At 62.9% G+C, this 16,461-nt stretch carries 14 protein-coding genes; 10 read left to right on the forward strand and 4 right to left on the reverse strand.

Annotation, left to right across the window (positions count from 1 at the left end; translation table 11 throughout):
* Positions 1-42 precede the first annotated feature (42 nt).
* From rnr to rpmG, 5 genes are all read left to right on the forward strand, one after another.
* Positions 43-2,286 (forward strand): ribonuclease R, encoded by a 2,244-nt coding sequence (rnr, locus tag L867_RS0105505; RefSeq protein WP_104368103.1) that lies wholly within the window; start codon positions 43-45, stop codon positions 2,284-2,286.
* A gap of 23 nt (positions 2,287-2,309) precedes the next feature.
* Positions 2,310-2,762, forward strand: a complete 453-nt coding sequence (locus tag L867_RS0105510; RefSeq protein WP_037172660.1) for a DUF983 domain-containing protein — start codon at positions 2,310-2,312, stop codon at positions 2,760-2,762.
* A 50-nt stretch (positions 2,763-2,812) separates the two neighbouring features.
* Complete coding sequence (locus tag L867_RS0105515; protein WP_169734063.1) at positions 2,813-3,463, forward strand: NUDIX hydrolase; 651 nt, start codon at positions 2,813-2,815, stop codon at positions 3,461-3,463.
* A gap of 10 nt (positions 3,464-3,473) precedes the next feature.
* Positions 3,474-4,658, forward strand: a complete 1,185-nt coding sequence (locus tag L867_RS0105520; RefSeq protein ID WP_028735950.1) for an MFS transporter — start codon at positions 3,474-3,476, stop codon at positions 4,656-4,658.
* Positions 4,659-4,748: 90 nt separating this feature from the next.
* A complete protein-coding gene (rpmG, locus tag L867_RS0105525; RefSeq protein WP_015915679.1) occupies positions 4,749-4,916 on the forward strand; it encodes a 50S ribosomal protein L33 in 168 nt (55 codons plus the stop codon).
* Positions 4,917-5,787: 871 nt separating this feature from the next.
* Here rpmG and L867_RS0105530 read toward each other — a convergent pair.
* Both L867_RS0105530 and L867_RS0105535 read right to left on the reverse strand, forming a co-directional pair.
* A complete protein-coding gene (locus tag L867_RS0105530; protein WP_028735951.1) occupies positions 5,788-7,161 on the reverse strand; it encodes a PleD family two-component system response regulator in 1,374 nt (457 codons plus the stop codon).
* A 13-nt stretch (positions 7,162-7,174) separates the two neighbouring features.
* On the reverse strand, positions 7,175-7,546 hold the full coding sequence (locus L867_RS0105535; RefSeq protein WP_028735952.1) for a response regulator: 372 nt from the start codon (positions 7,544-7,546) through the stop codon (positions 7,175-7,177).
* Positions 7,547-7,679: 133 nt separating this feature from the next.
* Between L867_RS0105535 and L867_RS0105540 the strand changes: the two genes are divergently transcribed.
* Positions 7,680-7,973 carry a DUF3572 domain-containing protein gene (locus L867_RS0105540; RefSeq protein ID WP_028735953.1) on the forward strand — a complete coding sequence of 98 codons (294 nt, stop codon included), beginning with the start codon at positions 7,680-7,682 and terminating at the stop codon, positions 7,971-7,973.
* The gene (locus tag L867_RS0105545) at positions 7,974-8,621 is read left to right on the forward strand and encodes a hypothetical protein (protein WP_028735954.1); all 648 of its coding nucleotides are present in this window, start codon (positions 7,974-7,976) and stop codon (positions 8,619-8,621) included.
* Here the strand turns inward: L867_RS0105545 and L867_RS0105550 are convergent.
* Positions 8,616-9,203, reverse strand: a complete 588-nt coding sequence (locus tag L867_RS0105550; RefSeq protein ID WP_028735955.1) for a GNAT family N-acetyltransferase — start codon at positions 9,201-9,203, stop codon at positions 8,616-8,618. The two genes, L867_RS0105545 and L867_RS0105550, sit on opposite strands and share 6 nt — an antisense overlap.
* Positions 9,204-9,271: 68 nt before the next feature.
* Here L867_RS0105550 and L867_RS0105555 point away from each other — a divergent pair, with 68 nt between their 5' ends.
* Positions 9,272-10,567, forward strand: a complete 1,296-nt coding sequence (locus L867_RS0105555; protein ID WP_028735956.1) for a DNA polymerase IV — start codon at positions 9,272-9,274, stop codon at positions 10,565-10,567.
* Between the two features lie 171 nt (positions 10,568-10,738).
* Positions 10,739-11,986, forward strand: a complete 1,248-nt coding sequence (locus tag L867_RS0105560) for a L,D-transpeptidase family protein (protein WP_028735957.1) — start codon at positions 10,739-10,741, stop codon at positions 11,984-11,986.
* A gap of 15 nt (positions 11,987-12,001) precedes the next feature.
* Here L867_RS0105560 and dnaE read toward each other — a convergent pair whose 3' ends face one another.
* Positions 12,002-15,502: a DNA polymerase III subunit alpha gene (dnaE, locus tag L867_RS0105565; RefSeq protein ID WP_028735958.1), complete on the reverse strand. Its 3,501-nt coding sequence runs from the start codon at positions 15,500-15,502 to the stop codon at positions 12,002-12,004.
* Between the two features lie 354 nt (positions 15,503-15,856).
* Between dnaE and L867_RS0105575 the strand changes: the two genes are divergently transcribed.
* Entirely contained in the window at positions 15,857-16,441 is a 585-nt protein-coding gene (locus L867_RS0105575; protein ID WP_232363893.1) for a hypothetical protein, read from the forward strand.
* Positions 16,442-16,461 lie beyond the last annotated feature (20 nt).

Genomic DNA, 16,461 nt, shown 5'->3' on the forward strand with positions numbered 1-16,461 from the left:
GCGGGCGCGGCAGGCGACAAGCCTGTGATCATCCATGGCGAGATGCCGTCGCGGGAAGTGTTGCTCGAGTTCATCGCCGACAACCCGGACCGCGCCTCCAAGCGCGAGATCGCCAAGGCCTTCGGACTAAAGGGTGAAACGCGGGTCGAACTCAAGGATGTGCTGCGTTCTCTCGAGGATGACGGTCTGGTGCAGAAGGACCGCAAGTCGCTGAAGCGGCCGGGCGCCCTTCCCCCCGTCACCGTTCTCGACATCACCACCCGCGACAAGGATGGCGAACTGATCGGCCGTCCGGCGGAGTGGAACGAGGAACTGGGCGTCGCGCCCGCTGTCGCCATCCGCCAGTCGAGCGCCGACCGCGCCAAGGGCAAGGCCCCCGTCGGCGGACTGGGGGACCGGGTGCTTGCCAAGATATTCGCCTCCAAGGACCGGGCAGGTCCCGCTTATAGCGCGCGCATCATCAAGGTCATCGACCGGCATCGCAACGCGCTGCTCGGCGTGTTCCGCGAAATGCCGGGCGGCGGCGGGCGGCTGATGCCGATCGAACGGCGCGGCGAGGAGATGTTGATCTCCGCCGGTGACCTGGGCGACGCCAAGGACGGCGATCTGGTCGAGGTCGAGATTGCCCGCACCGGACGTCTCGGGCTGACGCAGGCGCGCGTGCTGAACGTGATCGGCTCCGTCGCCTCGGAAAAGGCGATCTCGATGATCGCCATCTATTCGCACGGCATTCCGCACATTTTCCCGCAATCGGTCCTCGACGAGGCGGACGCGGCACAGCATGCCTCCATGTCCCATCGCGAGGACTGGCGCCATGTGCCGCTGATCACCATCGACCCGCACGACGCCAAGGACCATGACGATGCCGTCTATGCCGAGCGCGACCCCTCGCCCGACAATCCCGACGGCGTGATCGTCACCGTGGCGATCGCCGACGTCTCCTGGTATGTCCGGCCGAAATCGGCGCTCGACCGCGAAGCGCTGAAGCGCGGCAACTCGGTCTACTTCCCCGACCGCGTCGTACCGATGCTGCCCGAGCGGATTTCCAACGACCTCTGCTCGCTTCGCGAGGGCGTCGACCGGCCGGCACTCGCCGTGCGCATGACCTTCTCCAAGGAAGGCCGCAAGGCCGGGCATACATTCCATCGCGTCATGATGAAGAGCGCGGCCAAGCTCTCCTACCAGCAGGCCCAGGCGGCGATCGACGGCAAGGCCGACGACAAGGCAGGACCGCTGCTGGAGCCCATCCTGAAGCCGCTATGGCACGCCTACGAGGTTCTGAAGCGCGGCCGCGACCGTCGCCAGCCGCTCGAACTCGACATGCCCGAGCGCAAGATCATCCTCAAGCCCGACGGCACGGTGGACCGCGTCCATGTGCCGGAACGCCTCGACGCCCACAAGCTGATCGAGGAAATGATGATCCAGGCCAATGTCTCGGCCGCCGAAACGCTGGAGAAGAAGCGCCAGCCGCTCGTCTACCGGATCCACGACGCACCGAAGCTTTCCAAGCAGGAGACGCTGCGCGAATTCCTCGCCACCATCGGTCTGACGCTTGCCAAGGGGGCCGGCCTGCGGTCCAACTCCTTCAACGGCATTCTCGCCAAGGCGCTCGACACGCCGCACCAGACCATGGTCAACGAAATGGTGCTGCGCAGCCAGAGCCAGGCGATCTACAGCCCGGAGAATATCGGCCATTTCGGCCTCAACCTGCTGAAATACGCCCATTTCACCTCGCCGATCCGGCGCTATGCCGACCTCATCGTGCATCGCGCGCTGGTCGGCTCGCTGGGGCTCGGCGAGGGCGGCATCACGCCGGAGGAAGAGGCGTCGCTCGACGACATCGCGGCGGAAATCTCGACCTTCGAGCGGCGTGCCATGGCCGCCGAACGCGACACCGTCAACCGGCTGATCGCCCATCATCTCGCCGGCCGGGTCGGCGACGAATTCGACGGGCAGATTTCCGGCGTGACCAAGGCCGGACTGTTCATTACCCTGCCGCAGTTCGGCGCCGACGGCTTCGTGCCCGTGTCGACGCTCGGCCGCGACTACTATATCTACGACGAGGCGCACCAGGCGCTGTCCGGCGAAAAGACCGGGCTCGGCTACCGGCTGGGCGATTCGGTTGAGGTGAAGCTCGTCGAGGCGATCCCGCTTGCCGGCGCCCTGCGCTTCGAGATGCTGAGCGATGGGCGGCCCATGCCGACCGCCACGCGCTCGTTCCACAAGGCCGGCCGGCGCGGTGCGCCCAAGAAGCCCGGCACGCGGCCCAGCCGGCCGAGACGGTGAGGAAAGACATGGAAGGAAAAGACATGACCGCCGGACAGCAGGAAGAACCCGTGCGCTTCGGCGGCGACACCGCGACGGAGCGGCCCCTCGGCCGCTCGATCATGCGCGGCCTGCTCAACCAGTGTCCCGCCTGTGGCAGCGGCAAGCTTTTCCGCGCCTACCTGAAGCCGGTCGACACCTGTGCCGCCTGCGGCGAGGAAATCTTCCATCACCGCTCCGATGACCTGCCGCCCTATCTGGTGATCATGGTGCTCGGCCACGTGCTGCTCGGCGGCTTCATGATGACCGATCTGATTTTCCCGGCATCGGACTGGATCCATCTGGCGATCTGGGCGCCGCTCGGCGTCGTCACCGCGCTCGTCACCATCCAGCCTATCAAGGGCGGCGTGATCGGCCTGCAATGGGCACTCAGAATGCACGGCTTCGGCGGCGAGGCGGACGAGCCCGAGAACTTCGGTCCGACCACCAGACCATGAGCAGTCATCCATTCCATCAGCAGGACGCCGCATCCCAGGCGTCCGCCAGGATGCGTCCTCGGGACGCAGCCTCGCTTCTTCTCGTCGACCGGACCGACGGCACGCCCCGTGTGCTGATGGGCAAGCGCGGCAGCGCGCATGTCTTCATGCCGAACCTCTACGTCTTTCCGGGCGGGCGACGCGACCGCGGCGACAGCCGGCAGGCCTTCCTGCGCGACTTGAACCCGCTGGTGCTTGCGAGGCTTGCCGGCGGCGATGCGAGCACGGCTGCGCTCAGCCGCGGCCGTGGCCTGGCGCTGGCCGCCGTGCGCGAACTGGTCGAGGAAACCGGGCTTCTCATCGGACGCGCGGAGAACGGCCGCAAGGGGATTTCCCGCCTTGTCGCCGATCTCGGCAGCCTGCGCTATGTCGCCCGCGCCATCACGCCCCCGGGAAATGTGCGGCGGTTCGACACGCGGTTCTTTTTGACTTTTACTGACGAAGCGGCCGTCGATCCGGCGGGCATCAGCGATTCTTCCGAATTACACGACCTTCGTTGGCTTGACATGGAAGACCTTTCCAGTCTGAACATGCCGGCGATCACGAGGACGATCCTCGACGACGTGAAGGCACAGATGAAGAGCGATCCATCCCTGCCGTTCGGAAGCGACGGCCCGTTCTATTTCTCCCGCAACGGCCGTTTTTTCCGCGAAACTATTTGAGGTCAGACTGATGTCAAAGCCGGCAAACGGCGCAAATGGTCACCGCGAGGAGATCCACTGGCCTTCGCTGGTTGCCGCCATATCGGCAATCACCGCCGTCGGTATCGCAATCGGCCTCGGCCTGCCGCTGCTGAGCATCATTCTGGAAAAGCGCGGCATCTCGTCCACCCTGATCGGCCTGAACTCGGCGATGGCGGGCGTCGCGGCGATGGCGGCGGCTCCGGTCACCACCAAGCTTGCCCATTCCTTCGGGGTGGCGCGCACCATGCTGTGGGCGGTCCTGTTCGCCGCCATCAGCTCGCTCGGCTTCTACTATGCCGAACAGTTCTGGATGTGGTTTCCGCTGCGCATTGTCTTCCACGGTGCCACGACCACCCTGTTCATCCTGTCCGAGTTCTGGATCAATGCCGCAGCACCGCCATCGCGCCGCGGCCTCGTGCTTGGCATCTATGCGACGGTGCTGTCGGTCGGCTTCGCCTCGGGTCCCCTGCTCTTCTCGATTCTGGGCAGTGACGGCATCATTCCCTTCGCCGTGGGCGCCATCGCCATCCTCGTTGCCGCCATTCCGATCTATATCGCCCGCGGCGAAAGCCCGGCGCTCGATGAGAAACCGAGCAGTCACTTCCTGCGCTACATCTTCCTCGTGCCCACGGCGACGGCAGCGGTCTTCATCTTCGGCGCCGTCGAGGTCGGCGGGCTGTCGCTGTTCCCGATCTACGCGACCCGAATCGGCTTTGGCGAATCGCAGGCGGCGCTGCTGCTGACGGTCATGGGCGTCGGCAACATGATCTTCCAGATCCCGCTCGGCATGCTCTCCGACCACCTGAAGGACCGCCGGCTGCTGCTGTCGGCCATGGCGGTGATCGGCCTTGCCGGTTCGCTGGCGCTCCCCTGGCTGTCGGAGAACTGGGTGCTGATGGCCATCGTGCTGCTTTTCTGGGGCGGCAGCGTCTCCGGGCTCTACACCGTGGGCTTGAGCCATCTCGGCTCGCGCCTGACCGGTTCGGACCTTGCGGCGGCCAATGCCGCATTCGTGTTCTGCTATGCGGTCGGCACGGTCGCCGGGCCGCAGGCGATCGGCGCCGCCATCGACATTTCCGGAAACCACGGCTTTGCATGGGCAATTGCCGGTTTCTTCGGCCTTTACGTAGCGCTTTCGGTGGGCCGGCTGCTTTTCAGGGGGAAACGGACTTGACTTTTCCGGCGCGATTTGTAGTTTCGCGCCAGATTTGCCGTGGGCTTCGTTCGGTCGTCCACGGCTTCGTTTATTAAAGGCAGGACGACCATGGCCAAGGCTACAACAATCAAGATCAAGCTGCTGTCGACAGCCGACACGGGTTTCTTCTACGTCACCACCAAGAACAGCCGTACGATGACGGACAAGATGACGAAGACGAAGTACGATCCGATCGCTCGCAAGCACGTCGAATTCAAGGAAACCAAGATCAAGTAATTCTTGATCGGTTTTCAGCGTATCAGGCGCGTTGCCCTCGGCAGCGCGCCTTTTCGTTTTGGAATTCGAAAAATTCGTGTCGCTGCGGATCGCCGCCTCGCCCGCTCCGTATTGACCGAGAGGACCAAAAGCAAAAGGCACCGCGCCATACCGGCTGCGGTGCCTTTGCTTGATAAACGGGGGTCGGTCGGTACACAAATACGGCACGAGGAACCGTTTATTACTTGCATACCAACCGACCGACCCCACGACCCAGGAGATGCGGCGGACCTGAGCATCATGGGGCATCGATAGGCCTCTTTAGCGAGGCGTTCTTTCTGTTGATCCCAACTTCGCTCAACTTCAGAAGAAAATCAATAGTTTCTTAACTCTTCCACACTTTGCTTTGGACTATGGTTAAAATGATTGAGGCTGGCACAGTTTAAAGCGACCGACTACCGTCGGAGCCTTGACGTTCTACTTCACACATTTATTGAGCTACAGAAGTATAATTCGCTATTTAGCGCAGGAAACACCGCGACACGCAGAGCGTCGACACAACTTCCATATAATAAAAATCTAATATAAATAGGTACAAAAATAGATCCGCGCACGTACAATTTGCCGGATAGTCGATCTATAGTTGCGAGCTACTCAGAACACTCAGAAAAATACGGCTTCCGCGCCAGAATCCCGAACGGAGTCTGCAAGAAGAGACTTCGGGACGATGGAGGCGGTTCGCGACGCACGTCGATAAAACACTGAATTTTGACCATTGTCATTCACAGCGGAATTCGGCGCAATCCCCCAATTCGGTAACTTGACAAAGAACGAAATGCAGCAGCGCCTCGGACCAGAGGCGCGGGGGTGCGTCGTTTCGGTACGCCAGGTGTCAAGCCGCGGCGGCAACCACCCGATTTCGCCCGTCCCGCTTCGCCTGATAGAGCGCCAGATCGGCCTGCTTCAGCAACTGCTCGGGGGTATCGATACCCTGGCCGGCGGTGGCGATGCCCATGGAGGCAGTGATGTCGAGCGATACGCCCGTCCCCTTCAGCACGAAAGGCTTGGTCTCGATAATGCTGCGCAGGCGCTCGGCAATGAGAGCCGCGACGTCAGCTGCGGTATCGGGCATGACGACAACGAATTCCTCGCCGCCGTAGCGGCATGCCAGATCAGCGCCGCGCACGGTTGAGCGGACCCGCATGGCGAATTCCTTCAACACCTCGTCGCCCGCGTCATGGCCATAGGTGTCGTTGACCTGCTTGAAGCGGTCGATGTCCGTGATGCAGACAGACAACGACTTGCCCCGCGCCTGGGCCCGGGTGAAAAGCATCTTCAGGTGGCTGTCGAGATAGCGACGATTGTGCAGCCCCGTCAGACCGTCCGTGACGGCGAGTTCGATCGTCTGCGTCACGCTATGGCGCAGGCGGTCATTGAAGCGCTTGCGGCGGATCTGCGTCAGCGTGCGGGCCACCAGCTCGTTCGGATCGAGGGGCCGCACAATATAGTCGTTCACGCCGAGATCGAGGGCCCTGACGATCACCTGATCGTCGCCATGCTCGGTAATCAGCAGGATCGGGATGAAGCGCGTGCGCTCCAGCGAGCGCAGCTGCGAGCAGAGGCGGAGCGGATCGTAGTCGTCGAGATTGCCGTTGACGATGACCAGATCATAGGCGTTTTCGGCAGCATCGAACACCGCGGCCTGCGGGTCGGACATCGCGGTCACGACGGCGATCGGCTTCAGCGTCTTGATGATGCGTTCCTGGGAACTGCCGCGGCTATCGACGAGGAGAACCTGGGCCGCCTCTTCGAGCCGGCCTTCGCTGAGGCGCAGCGGGTCGTCGATGCCGATCGACTGCGCGGTATCGGCGCGGATGCGCAATTCGTCGCTCAGGGTCTTCAGCCGCACGAGGCTCTTGACCCGCGAGATCAGCTGCAGGTCGTTGACCGGCTTGGTGAGAAAATCGTCGGCGCCGGCCTTCAGGCCGCGCACACGGTCGGATGGCTGGTCGAGCGCCGTCACCATGACCACCGGAATATGCGCGGTGCGCGGATTGGCCTTCAGCCGCTCGCACACCTCGAAACCATCCATATCGGGCATCATGATGTCGAGCAGGACAACATCGACCTGGGTGCGGTCGCAGATGTCCAGCGCATCGCGGCCGTTGTCGGCAGTCAGCACGTCGAAATACTCGGCGATAAGGCGCGCCTCAAGCAGCTTCACATTGGCCGGAATATCGTCGACGACAAGTATTCTCGCGGTCATCGGCCCCGTTCCCTCACGCGTCGCCCAGATAGGTCTTGATCGTCTCGATGAACTTCGGCACGGAAATCGGCTTGGAGACATAGGCCTCGCAACCGCCCTGGCGGATGCGCTCCTCGTCGCCCTTCATCGCGAAGGCGGTGACCGCAATCACCGGAATCACATGCAATTCAGGATCTTCCTTCAGCCAGCGTGTCACCTCAAGGCCGGAAACCTCGGGAAGCTGGATGTCCATCAGGATCAGGTCCGGACGGTACTTGCGGGCCAGATCGAGCGCTTCCATGCCATTGCGGGTCTGGATCGTCTCATAGCCCGAAGCTTCGATAAGATCGCGGAAGAGCTTCATATTGAGCTCATTGTCTTCGACAATCATTACCTTCTTCGGCATAAATCCCGTTCCTTGATCCCGCCTTGTATCCACAGATCACTGCGGTGCGGCAGTCTGCACTTCTGGTGCGATGTCATGCTAAGGTCATTTGGTTGAGAAATAGGTAACTCTACCGAGAATTACGGAAAGGCCCATGAAGAACAGCAGCATACCCCTAAGCGCCGAGGAAACCGCCATTGCTGTTCTCGGCTGGCTTGCCGGCGAACCAGACATGCTCGGCCGTTTTCTGGCCCTCTCCGGTACCCAGCCTGACCAGTTGCGGCAGTCGATTCGCGATCCCGCCTTCATGGCCGGCATGCTGGATTTCCTCATGGCGCACGAGCCGACCCTGATGGCCTTCTGCGCAGCGACCGACACCAAGCCCGAAGCCGTCGTCAGCGCCTCGCACCACTACAATGGTCCGACGCTCGATTCCGGAGACTTCTGAATGACGCAGGGGTTGGATGCAGTCCGGTTGACCGACCGGCCGCTCGTCGTCTGCGATGTGGACGACGTCGTCCTGCAATTCATCGTCCCCTTTCAATCCTATCTCGACAGTCTCGGCCACAGGCTGGTTCCCCGCTCGTTCCGGCTGCATGGCAATATCGTTTCGCAAACGACGGACACCGCCCTGCCCGACCGGGAGGTCAGCGATCTCATCGAGGCCTTCTTCGACGCCCAGGAGACCTGGCAAACCCCTTTTTCCACGACGGCTGCGGCGATTGAGGCCATCGCCCGTGATGCCGACATCGTGTTCCTGACCGCCATGCCGCCGCGCTTTGCCGACCGCCGCCGGCGCCTGCTCGACTCGATCGGTCTCCGCCAGCCGCTGGTGGCGACCCAAGAGCCCAAGGGGCCGGTTGTCGAAACCCTGCATGGCGGGCGCCCGTTACCGGTCGCCTTCATCGACGACATGGCGCACAATCTGGTTTCGGTCGGAACCCATGTCGTCGATTGCCTGCTCTTGCACATGATCCCGGTCTCCGAGATCCATCGCCATGCGCCGCTGGCCGAGCCGCCCGTCCTGCGCGTTGCCGACTGGCCCGAGGCAACGCAGCACATTCGCCGGCATTGCAGCGTCAGCCGGGTCTCATAAAAGCGCCAGCCGCATCAGCGGCCTGCCCTCCTTGCGCAAGGCCACCTCCTCAAAACCGGCGGCGCGAAAAATTCGCGTCGGCCCGACATAGAGGCCAACGGATTTCGACTGCTTGGTATGATCGATCGGACAGGCCTCGACGCGGCTTGCACCGTTTCGTCTGGCGAAATCGACGGCTGCTGCCAGCAAGGCATGGCTGAGGCCGGCGCCACGGCCGGACGAGACGACGAAAAAGCAGCTGATCGCCCAGACGCCCGGATCGGAGGCATCGGCCGCCTCCACCGGGCGCGACACGGTGCGCGACGAATTCCAGTTGGGCACATCGCTGCGCGGCCCCACCTGCACCCAGCCGACCGGTTGGCCGTCGCGATAGCCGATCAGGCCCGGCGGCGGCCCGGACAGCACGCGCGCCCGCATATGCTGCTTCTTTTCAGCGCCCCCGAGCAACTTGCGCTGCGCGGCTGCGAGGCGGAAATAGGTGCACCAGCAGCCATAACAGGCGCCCTGCGGCCCCATCACCGTCTCGAAATCGGGCCAGAGGTCGGCGGTCAAAGGCTTTGTTGTGAACACGGTCTCATTCATCGAATCTTGCCTCTTGAGTGCGATGAGGCTAGCGCGTATGGTGGCCATGTTCAACCTTTGTTCTCATTATGACCGCGCCCACCGATCATCTTCCAGGCTTCTGTCGCGACTGCCTGGCCGGGCAGCCGGAGGGCAAGACGCGTTGTCGCGCATGCGGCAGCCCTCGCCTCGTCTATCATCCCGAACTTTACGGGCTGACACTCGCCCATATCGACTGCGACGCCTTCTATGCCTCGGTGGAAAAGCGCGACAATCCCGATCTGGTCGACAAGCCGGTGATCATCGGCGGGGGCAAGCGCGGCGTCGTCTCGACCGCCTGCTACATTGCCCGCATCCACGGCGTGCGCTCGGCCATGCCGATGTTCAAGGCGCTGGAGGCATGCCCGCAGGCCGTGGTGATCAAACCCGACATGGAGAAATATGTCCGGGTCGGGCGGCAGGTCCGGTCGATGATGGAAGAGCTCACGCCGCTCGTCCAGCCGCTGTCGATCGACGAGGCCTTTCTCGAGCTCAAGGGCACGGAAAGACTGCATCACGATCCGCCGGCGCGCGTATTGGCGCGGTTTGCCCGGCGTGTCGAAAAGGAGATCGGCATTACCGTTTCCGTCGGGCTCTCCTACTGCAAGTTCCTCGCCAAGGTGGCCTCCGACCTGCAAAAGCCGCGCGGCTTTTCGGTGATCGGCGAGGCCGAGGCGCTGTCCTTCCTGGCACCTCGCCCCGTCACCACCATCTGGGGCGTCGGCAAGGCCTTTGCCGCGACGCTGGAGCGCGACGGCATCCGCACGGTCGGCCAGTTGCAGACGATGGAGGAAAGCGACCTGATGCGGCGCTACGGCACCATGGGGCAGCGTCTGTTCCGCCTGTCGCGCGGCATCGACGACCGCGACGTGCATCTCAACGACGCCGCCAAGAGCGTTTCGGCCGAAACCACCTTCTTCGACGACATCTGGCGAAACGAGGAACTGGTGACCCATCTGCGGGCGCTGTCCGAAAAGGTCGCGTGGCGGCTGAAGAAGAGCGGCATTGCCGGCCAGACCGTCGTGCTGAAACTGAAGACTGCCGACTTCAAGGGGCGAACGCGCAACCGCAGGCTCGACGACCCGACACAGCTCGCCGACCGGATCTTTCGTACCGGGCTCACGCTTTTGGAAAAAGAAGCGGACGGCACGCGCTTCCGGCTAATCGGCATCGGCGTCAGCGACCTGCAGGACGAGGCACTGGCCGACCCGCCGGATCTCGTCGACGAACAGGCGCAGCGTCGGGCGGCGGCAGAGATTGCCATGGATAAACTTAGGGAAAAGTTTGGAAAGGCGAGCGTGCAGACAGGCTATACGTTTCCGAGCAAGGGAAATACATCATCATGAGCTCTTTTACTTCTGACAGCCTGAACAGCCCAATATAGTGCGAAGTCGAGCCCCGAACCGGGACATTTCATGCGCCTACACGAGTTCGTGAACATCGATTTTTCTTCAAACTTTCCTTAAGTTTCACATTATATTCTAGCGCAATCCGTATTGCGTAGGGGATCCTGTATCATGCTCAAGTCGCTGGCCGCTTCTCTCGGCCTTCTGTCCGCGACCATCCTCGCCACGCCGGCGCTGGCCGGCAATGGCGCTTCGCTTCAGATTTTTGTCTCGAAGGCGGAGCAGAAGCTGACCGTCTATGACGGCGATCAGGTCATTGCCACTTCGAAGGTTTCCACCGGCAAGGCCGGCCATACAACCCCTTCCGGGGTCTTCTCGATCCTGGAAAAACGGAAGTATCACGAATCCAACCTCTATTCGAACGCGCCGATGCCGTGGATGCAGCGCATCACCTGGTCAGGCGTCGCGCTGCACGAATCGAACAGCGTGCCGAACTATCCGGCCTCGCACGGTTGCGTTCGCCTGCCCGGGGCCTTTGCCAAGCAGCTCTTCTCCATGACCGAGCGCGGCGCCCACGTGATCATCACGGACCAGCCGGTTGCTCCGGTCTGGCTTGAGCACGCAACCCTCTTCACGCCACGCGTTCCCGTTCAGGCAGGCCAGTTGCTTTCCGACGCGGAACTGCGCCCGAGCACGCTCGACGCATCGCTGAAAACCGTCGAGGTGGCCATGGCCGACGTCCTGCCGAAGGCCGGCGCCTCGGCCAAGGTCATGCTCGATGAAGAGCCGCCGCTTCGCATCCTCATCACCCGGCGCGGCCAGCGCGAAACGCTGATCGACGCGCAGACCCTGCTCGGCGAACTCGGCTTCGACGCCGGCATTCCGGACGGCCATATCGGCAAGGCCACCGTCTCGGCCATCAACGGCTTCAAGCGCTGGAAGGGCCTCGACACCAAGGGCGAGCTGATCACCGCCGAATTCCTCGGCGAACTGTTCAAGAGCGCCGGCAAAGGCGAGCCGCCGCTCGGCCAGATTATGGTGCGCCAGAAGTTCACGCCGCTGTTCGAAGCGCCCGTGACCATCGCCAATCCGCAGATCGCGCTCGGCACGCATTTCATCGAGGCCGTCGACGTGGATCGCTACGGCAGCAAGGCCAAGTGGCGTTCGGTGACACTCGAGAACCACCTCTCCGGCGCCACCACCAAGCGGCTGGGCATCACGACGTCCGCAGACGATACGAGCGTCTACAATGCCGCAGCCGCCCTGGACCGCATCACCATCCCCGCCCATATCCGCCACCGGATCGAAACGCTGATGAGCGAAGGCACGTCGCTGACGATTTCGGATACCGGGCTTGGACCGGAAACCGGCCCGGGCACGGACTTCATCACCATCACCCACCGCGCGCCGAAGGCCTGATCGGCGCGCCCCGGCTCAGACCAGTTCGACATCGACGACGCCCGGCGCCGTGCGTAGCGCCGCGGCGATCTCGGGCGAGATGCGGAATTTGTCGGTCAGTTCGACCTCGATCTCGCGCTGGCCGTCATCCTTGATGACGATGAAGGAGACGAGCGCATCGCCGCGTGTGTTGAGATGCGCGGCGACCGCCTTCAGCGGGCCGGAATCGCGCACATAGACGCGCAGCGCCTTCTGCATCTGCACCGATTTCTCCTCCAGCGACTGGGCCGTCTGGATCCTGAGGCCGATGCCTTCGGGCCGCTCTTCGGCGGCAACCGTGATGACCAGCGATTTGCCGGATTCGAGCAGATCCCGGTACTGGTTCAACCCTTCGGAAAACAGCACGGCCTCATACTGGCCCGACGCGTCGGAGAAGGTGACGATGCCCATCTTGTTGCCGGTGCGCGTCTTGCGCTCCTGACGGGCGATCACCGTGCCGGCGAGGCGTCCGGCCGTCGCGCCCTGGCGGACCGACTGGGAGAAATCGGCAAAGCTCTGCACCCGCATCTTGTCGAGCAGTGAGCGATAGGAATCGAGCGGATGGGCGGTCAGGTAGAAGCCGAGCACCTGGAATTCGCGCATCAGCTTTTCCGACGGCAGCCAGCCGGTAAAGCCGGGGAATGAGATGCGCTCCGGTCCGGTCGCGCCACCGGAACCGAACATGTCCGACTGGCCGCTCACCGCATTTTCCTGGGCGCGCTGGGCATAGCCGAGAATGCGGTCGAGGCCGCCCACGAGCTCGGCGCGGTCGTGGCCGAAGCAATCGAAGGCGCCGGCGCAGATCAGGCTTTCGAAGACCCGGCGGTTCACCTGTTTCGGATCGATACGCAGGCAGAAATCTTCGATGTCGGCAAAGGGCTTGTCGCCCCTGACCTCGACGATATGCTGGACGGCTGAATCGCCGACGCCCTTGAGTGCGGCGAGCGCATAATAGATGCGGTTCGGCCCGGTCTGGAAATGGCGGAACGAGGTCTGCACCGAAGGCGGCACGATCTCGATGCCGAGACGGCCGGCATCCTGGCGGAAATCGTTGAGCTTTTCCGTGTTCGCCATGTCGAGCGTCATCGACGCGGCAAGGAACTCGGTCGGATAGTGCGCCTTCATGTAGGCGGTCTGGTAGGAGACGATGGCGTAGGCGGCGGCGTGCGACTTGTTGAAGCCGTAGTTGGCGAACTTGGCCAGCAGTTCGAAGATGTTTTCCGCCTGCGGCTTGGACACACCGTTCTTCATCGCGCCATCGACGAAGCGGGCGCTCTGCTGGTCCATCTCCGCCTTGATCTTCTTACCCATGGCGCGGCGCAGAAGGTCGGCTTCGCCGAGCGAATAGCCCGACAGGACCTGGGCGATCTGCATGACCTGTTCCTGGTAGACGATAACCCCTTGCGTTTCCTTCAGCAGATAATCGATCTTCGGATGGACCGATTCCAGTTCCTCCTCGCCATGCTTGCGGGCATTGTAGGTCGGGATATTTTCCATCGGGCCCGGGCGATAGAGCGCCACCAGCGCGATGATGTCCTCGATGCAGTCGGGCCGCATGCCGATCAGCGCCTTGCGCATGCCGGCACTTTCCACCTGGAACACGCCGACCGTCTCGCCGCGCGAGAGCATTTCGTAGGTCAGCTTGTCATCGAGCGGGATGGCGGCGAGATCGACCTTGTGGCCGCGCTGCTCCACCACGAAGTCGACGGCCGTCTTGAGGACGGTGAGTGTCTTCAGGCCGAGAAAGTCGAACTTGACGAGGCCGGCCTGCTCGACCCACTTCATGTTGAACTGGGTGACCGGCATGTCGGAGCGCGGATCGCGGTACATCGGCACCAGCTTCGACAGCGGGCGGTCGCCGATGACGATGCCGGCGGCGTGCGTCGAGGCGTGACGATAGAGGCCCTCGATCTTCTGGGCGATGTCGAGCAGGCGCGCGACCACAGGCTCTTCGTCGGCCGCTTCCTGCAGCTTCGGCTCCTCCTCGATCGCCTTCGACAGCGGCGTCGGGTTGGCCGGATTGTTCGGCACGAGCTTGCAGATCTTGTCGACCTGGCCATAGGGCATTTCCAGCACGCGGCCGACGTCGCGAAGGGCCGCGCGCGCCTGCAGCGAGCCGAAGGTGATGATCTGCGCCACCTGTTCGCGGCCATATTTGCGCTGCACGTAGCGGATCACCTCTTCGCGGCGGTCCTGGCAGAAGTCGATGTCGAAGTCGGGCATCGACACGCGTTCCGGATTGAGGAAGCGTTCGAACAGCAGCGAGAAGCGCAGCGGGTCGACGTCGGTAATGGTCAGCGCATAGGCGACCAGCGAGCCCGCACCCGAACCGCGGCCCGGACCGACGGGAATGTCGTGCTGCTTTGCCCATTTGATGAAGTCGGCAACGATCAGGAAGTAGCCCGGGAACTTCATACGCTCGATGACGCCGAGTTCGAACTCCAGCCGCTCGCGATATTCCTTCTCCTCATAACCCGGGGCCATGCCGAGCGCCGCGAGACGCCCGTCCAGCCCCTCCTCCGCCTGGCGGCGCAGTTCGAGCGCCTCGGCGCGCTCGGCCTCCGCCGGATCGTCGCTGCCGCCGGTGAAGCGCGGCAGGATCGGCTTGCGCGTGTCGAGCACGAAGGCGCAGCGCCGGGCGATCTCGACCGTATTGTCCAGCGCCTCGGGCAGATCGGCAAACAGCGCCCGCATCTCCTGCCGGCTCTTCAGATAGTGATCGGGCGTCAGGCGGAAACGATTGTCGTCGGAGACGATCGCATTGTGGGCGACCGCCATCAGCGCATCGTGGGCCTCGTAGTCGGCACGCGACGGAAAGAAGGCCTCATTGGTGGCAACCAGCGGAATATCGTGCTCGTAGGCCAGTGCCACCATGCGGCGCTCGTGGCCGCGGTCGAATTCGCCGTGACGCTGCAATTCGATATAGAGACGGTCGCCGAACAGACGCTTGAGTTCCAGAAGCCGCGCCTCAGCCTGGGCGCGATGCCCCTCCTTCAGGGCCACGTCGACCGGCCCCTTGGACGCGCCGGTGAGGACGATCAGGCCGTCGGTGCCAAGCTCGTCAAGCCAGGACATGCAGATGTGAACGGCCTGCGAGGAATCGCCGCCGAGATAGGCCCGGCTGACCAGATCGACCAGCCGTTCATAACCGCCCGCATCGGCGGCCAGAACAACGATCGCCGGGTAGGCGCTGACGGACGACTGGCCGCTGCGCTTTTCGCCACCGCCATCCTCCATGTCGATCGACAACTGGCAGCCGATGATCGGCTGGAGGCCGTCGCCGATCGCCTTCTGTGAAAATTCGAGCGCGACGAACAGATTGTTGGTGTCGGTGATGGCGATCGCCGGCTGATTGTCGGCGACGGCCTTGCTGAGGATCTTCTTCAGCGGCAATGCGCCTTCGAGCAGCGAGAAGGCCGAATGCAGCCGCAGATGGACGAAACCGGGATCTGTGCCGACCGGTTCCGAGCCGCTCCCGCCTGCTGCCAAATCGCCCATAAACTTCATTCCTCGTACCGCATCTGAATCAGCCGTGATTTTCGGCCGAGCGGGAGGGGAAGTCCAGAACAGTTTGCCCCGAAAGGGCGCTCTCTACAGCTTTAGGGAAAACGGGCGGGAAGACGCCGGATCAGAGCGCCAGCATGATCACCGAAACGCTGGCGACAAACATGGAAATCGAGGCGAATGCGGCAACGTCACGAAGAATTTCGGTCATGGCTCTCTCCTTACTCGTTATGTTTCTTTTATGTTCCTTTTTTGTTCACGTGTCAATACCATTTTAAGTCGCTCTCTCGCGTGACTTCGCGCCGGAAGTCCGACAGACTGCGCCGATAGGCTTCTGGGGGATGGGCAGTGATCAGGCAGTTCTTTTTGTGGGTTTCGGTGGGGCTGCTGCCGGCCATGGGTGTTCTTGCCCAGTCGTTTCCGGCCGAGCGGACTATCGCCGGGGCGTCCGGCGACTGGAACAAGGACGGGGCGACGGATCTGGCCCTGCTCGTTGCCCCCGGCAGCGATGACGAGGTTATCGGCATTTATCTCTATGTCACGGAGAGCGATCGCGGCCTGCTGAGGCTGGTGACAGCCGCACCGGACAAGGTCTGGGGCAATTCCAGACTGGATGGCGTCTATGGCCAGGATCCGGCGATCACAGCACTCGCAAACGGCTCCATCGCCGTGATGTCGCAAAACTCCGCCATCGGCCGCAACCGCTGGGAAAGGACCCTGACGCTTGCCTATCGCGAGGGCCGGTTCATCGTCGCCGGCTACACCTACACCTACTATGACACGCTCGATCTCGAAAACAGCGGCTCCTGCGACTACAATGTCGTGACCGGCAAGCTCAAGCGGGACGAGACCGCGCAAAGCGTGGCCCCCGCGACCGTGTCGATCGAGGATTGGACGGACGAGATCGGCAGCAAGGCTTGCGGGCTCCTCTAGACGATCCCGCCCCCTTATCG

This window comes from Paenirhizobium selenitireducens ATCC BAA-1503 (assembly GCF_000518785.1).
In the GTDB taxonomy this organism is placed as follows: Bacteria; Pseudomonadota; Alphaproteobacteria; order Rhizobiales; family Rhizobiaceae; genus Allorhizobium; species Allorhizobium selenitireducens.

Excerpts from the sequence above, each read along its gene's own strand:
- L867_RS0105540 (WP_028735953.1), top strand. The coding sequence starts at position 7,680 with ATGAAGAACAGCAGCATACCCCTAAGCGCCGAGGAAACCGCCATTGCT.
- L867_RS0105515 (WP_169734063.1), top strand. The coding sequence starts at position 2,813 with ATGCGTCCTCGGGACGCAGCCTCGCTTCTTCTCGTCGACCGGACCGAC.
- L867_RS0105510 (WP_037172660.1), top strand. The coding sequence starts at position 2,310 with ATGACCGCCGGACAGCAGGAAGAACCCGTGCGCTTCGGCGGCGACACC.
- L867_RS0105550 (WP_028735955.1), bottom strand. The coding sequence starts at position 9,203 with ATGAATGAGACCGTGTTCACAACAAAGCCTTTGACCGCCGACCTCTGG.
- L867_RS0105520 (WP_028735950.1), top strand. The coding sequence starts at position 3,474 with ATGTCAAAGCCGGCAAACGGCGCAAATGGTCACCGCGAGGAGATCCAC.
- dnaE (WP_028735958.1), bottom strand. The coding sequence starts at position 15,502 with ATGGGCGATTTGGCAGCAGGCGGGAGCGGCTCGGAACCGGTCGGCACA.
- rnr (WP_104368103.1), top strand. The coding sequence starts at position 43 with ATGCCGTCGCGGGAAGTGTTGCTCGAGTTCATCGCCGACAACCCGGAC.
- L867_RS0105545 (WP_028735954.1), top strand. The coding sequence starts at position 7,974 with ATGACGCAGGGGTTGGATGCAGTCCGGTTGACCGACCGGCCGCTCGTC.
- L867_RS0105530 (WP_028735951.1), bottom strand. The coding sequence starts at position 7,161 with ATGACCGCGAGAATACTTGTCGTCGACGATATTCCGGCCAATGTGAAG.
- L867_RS0105555 (WP_028735956.1), top strand. The coding sequence starts at position 9,272 with ATGACCGCGCCCACCGATCATCTTCCAGGCTTCTGTCGCGACTGCCTG.
- rpmG (WP_015915679.1), top strand. The coding sequence starts at position 4,749 with ATGGCCAAGGCTACAACAATCAAGATCAAGCTGCTGTCGACAGCCGAC.
- L867_RS0105560 (WP_028735957.1), top strand. The coding sequence starts at position 10,739 with ATGCTCAAGTCGCTGGCCGCTTCTCTCGGCCTTCTGTCCGCGACCATC.
- L867_RS0105535 (WP_028735952.1), bottom strand. The coding sequence starts at position 7,546 with ATGCCGAAGAAGGTAATGATTGTCGAAGACAATGAGCTCAATATGAAG.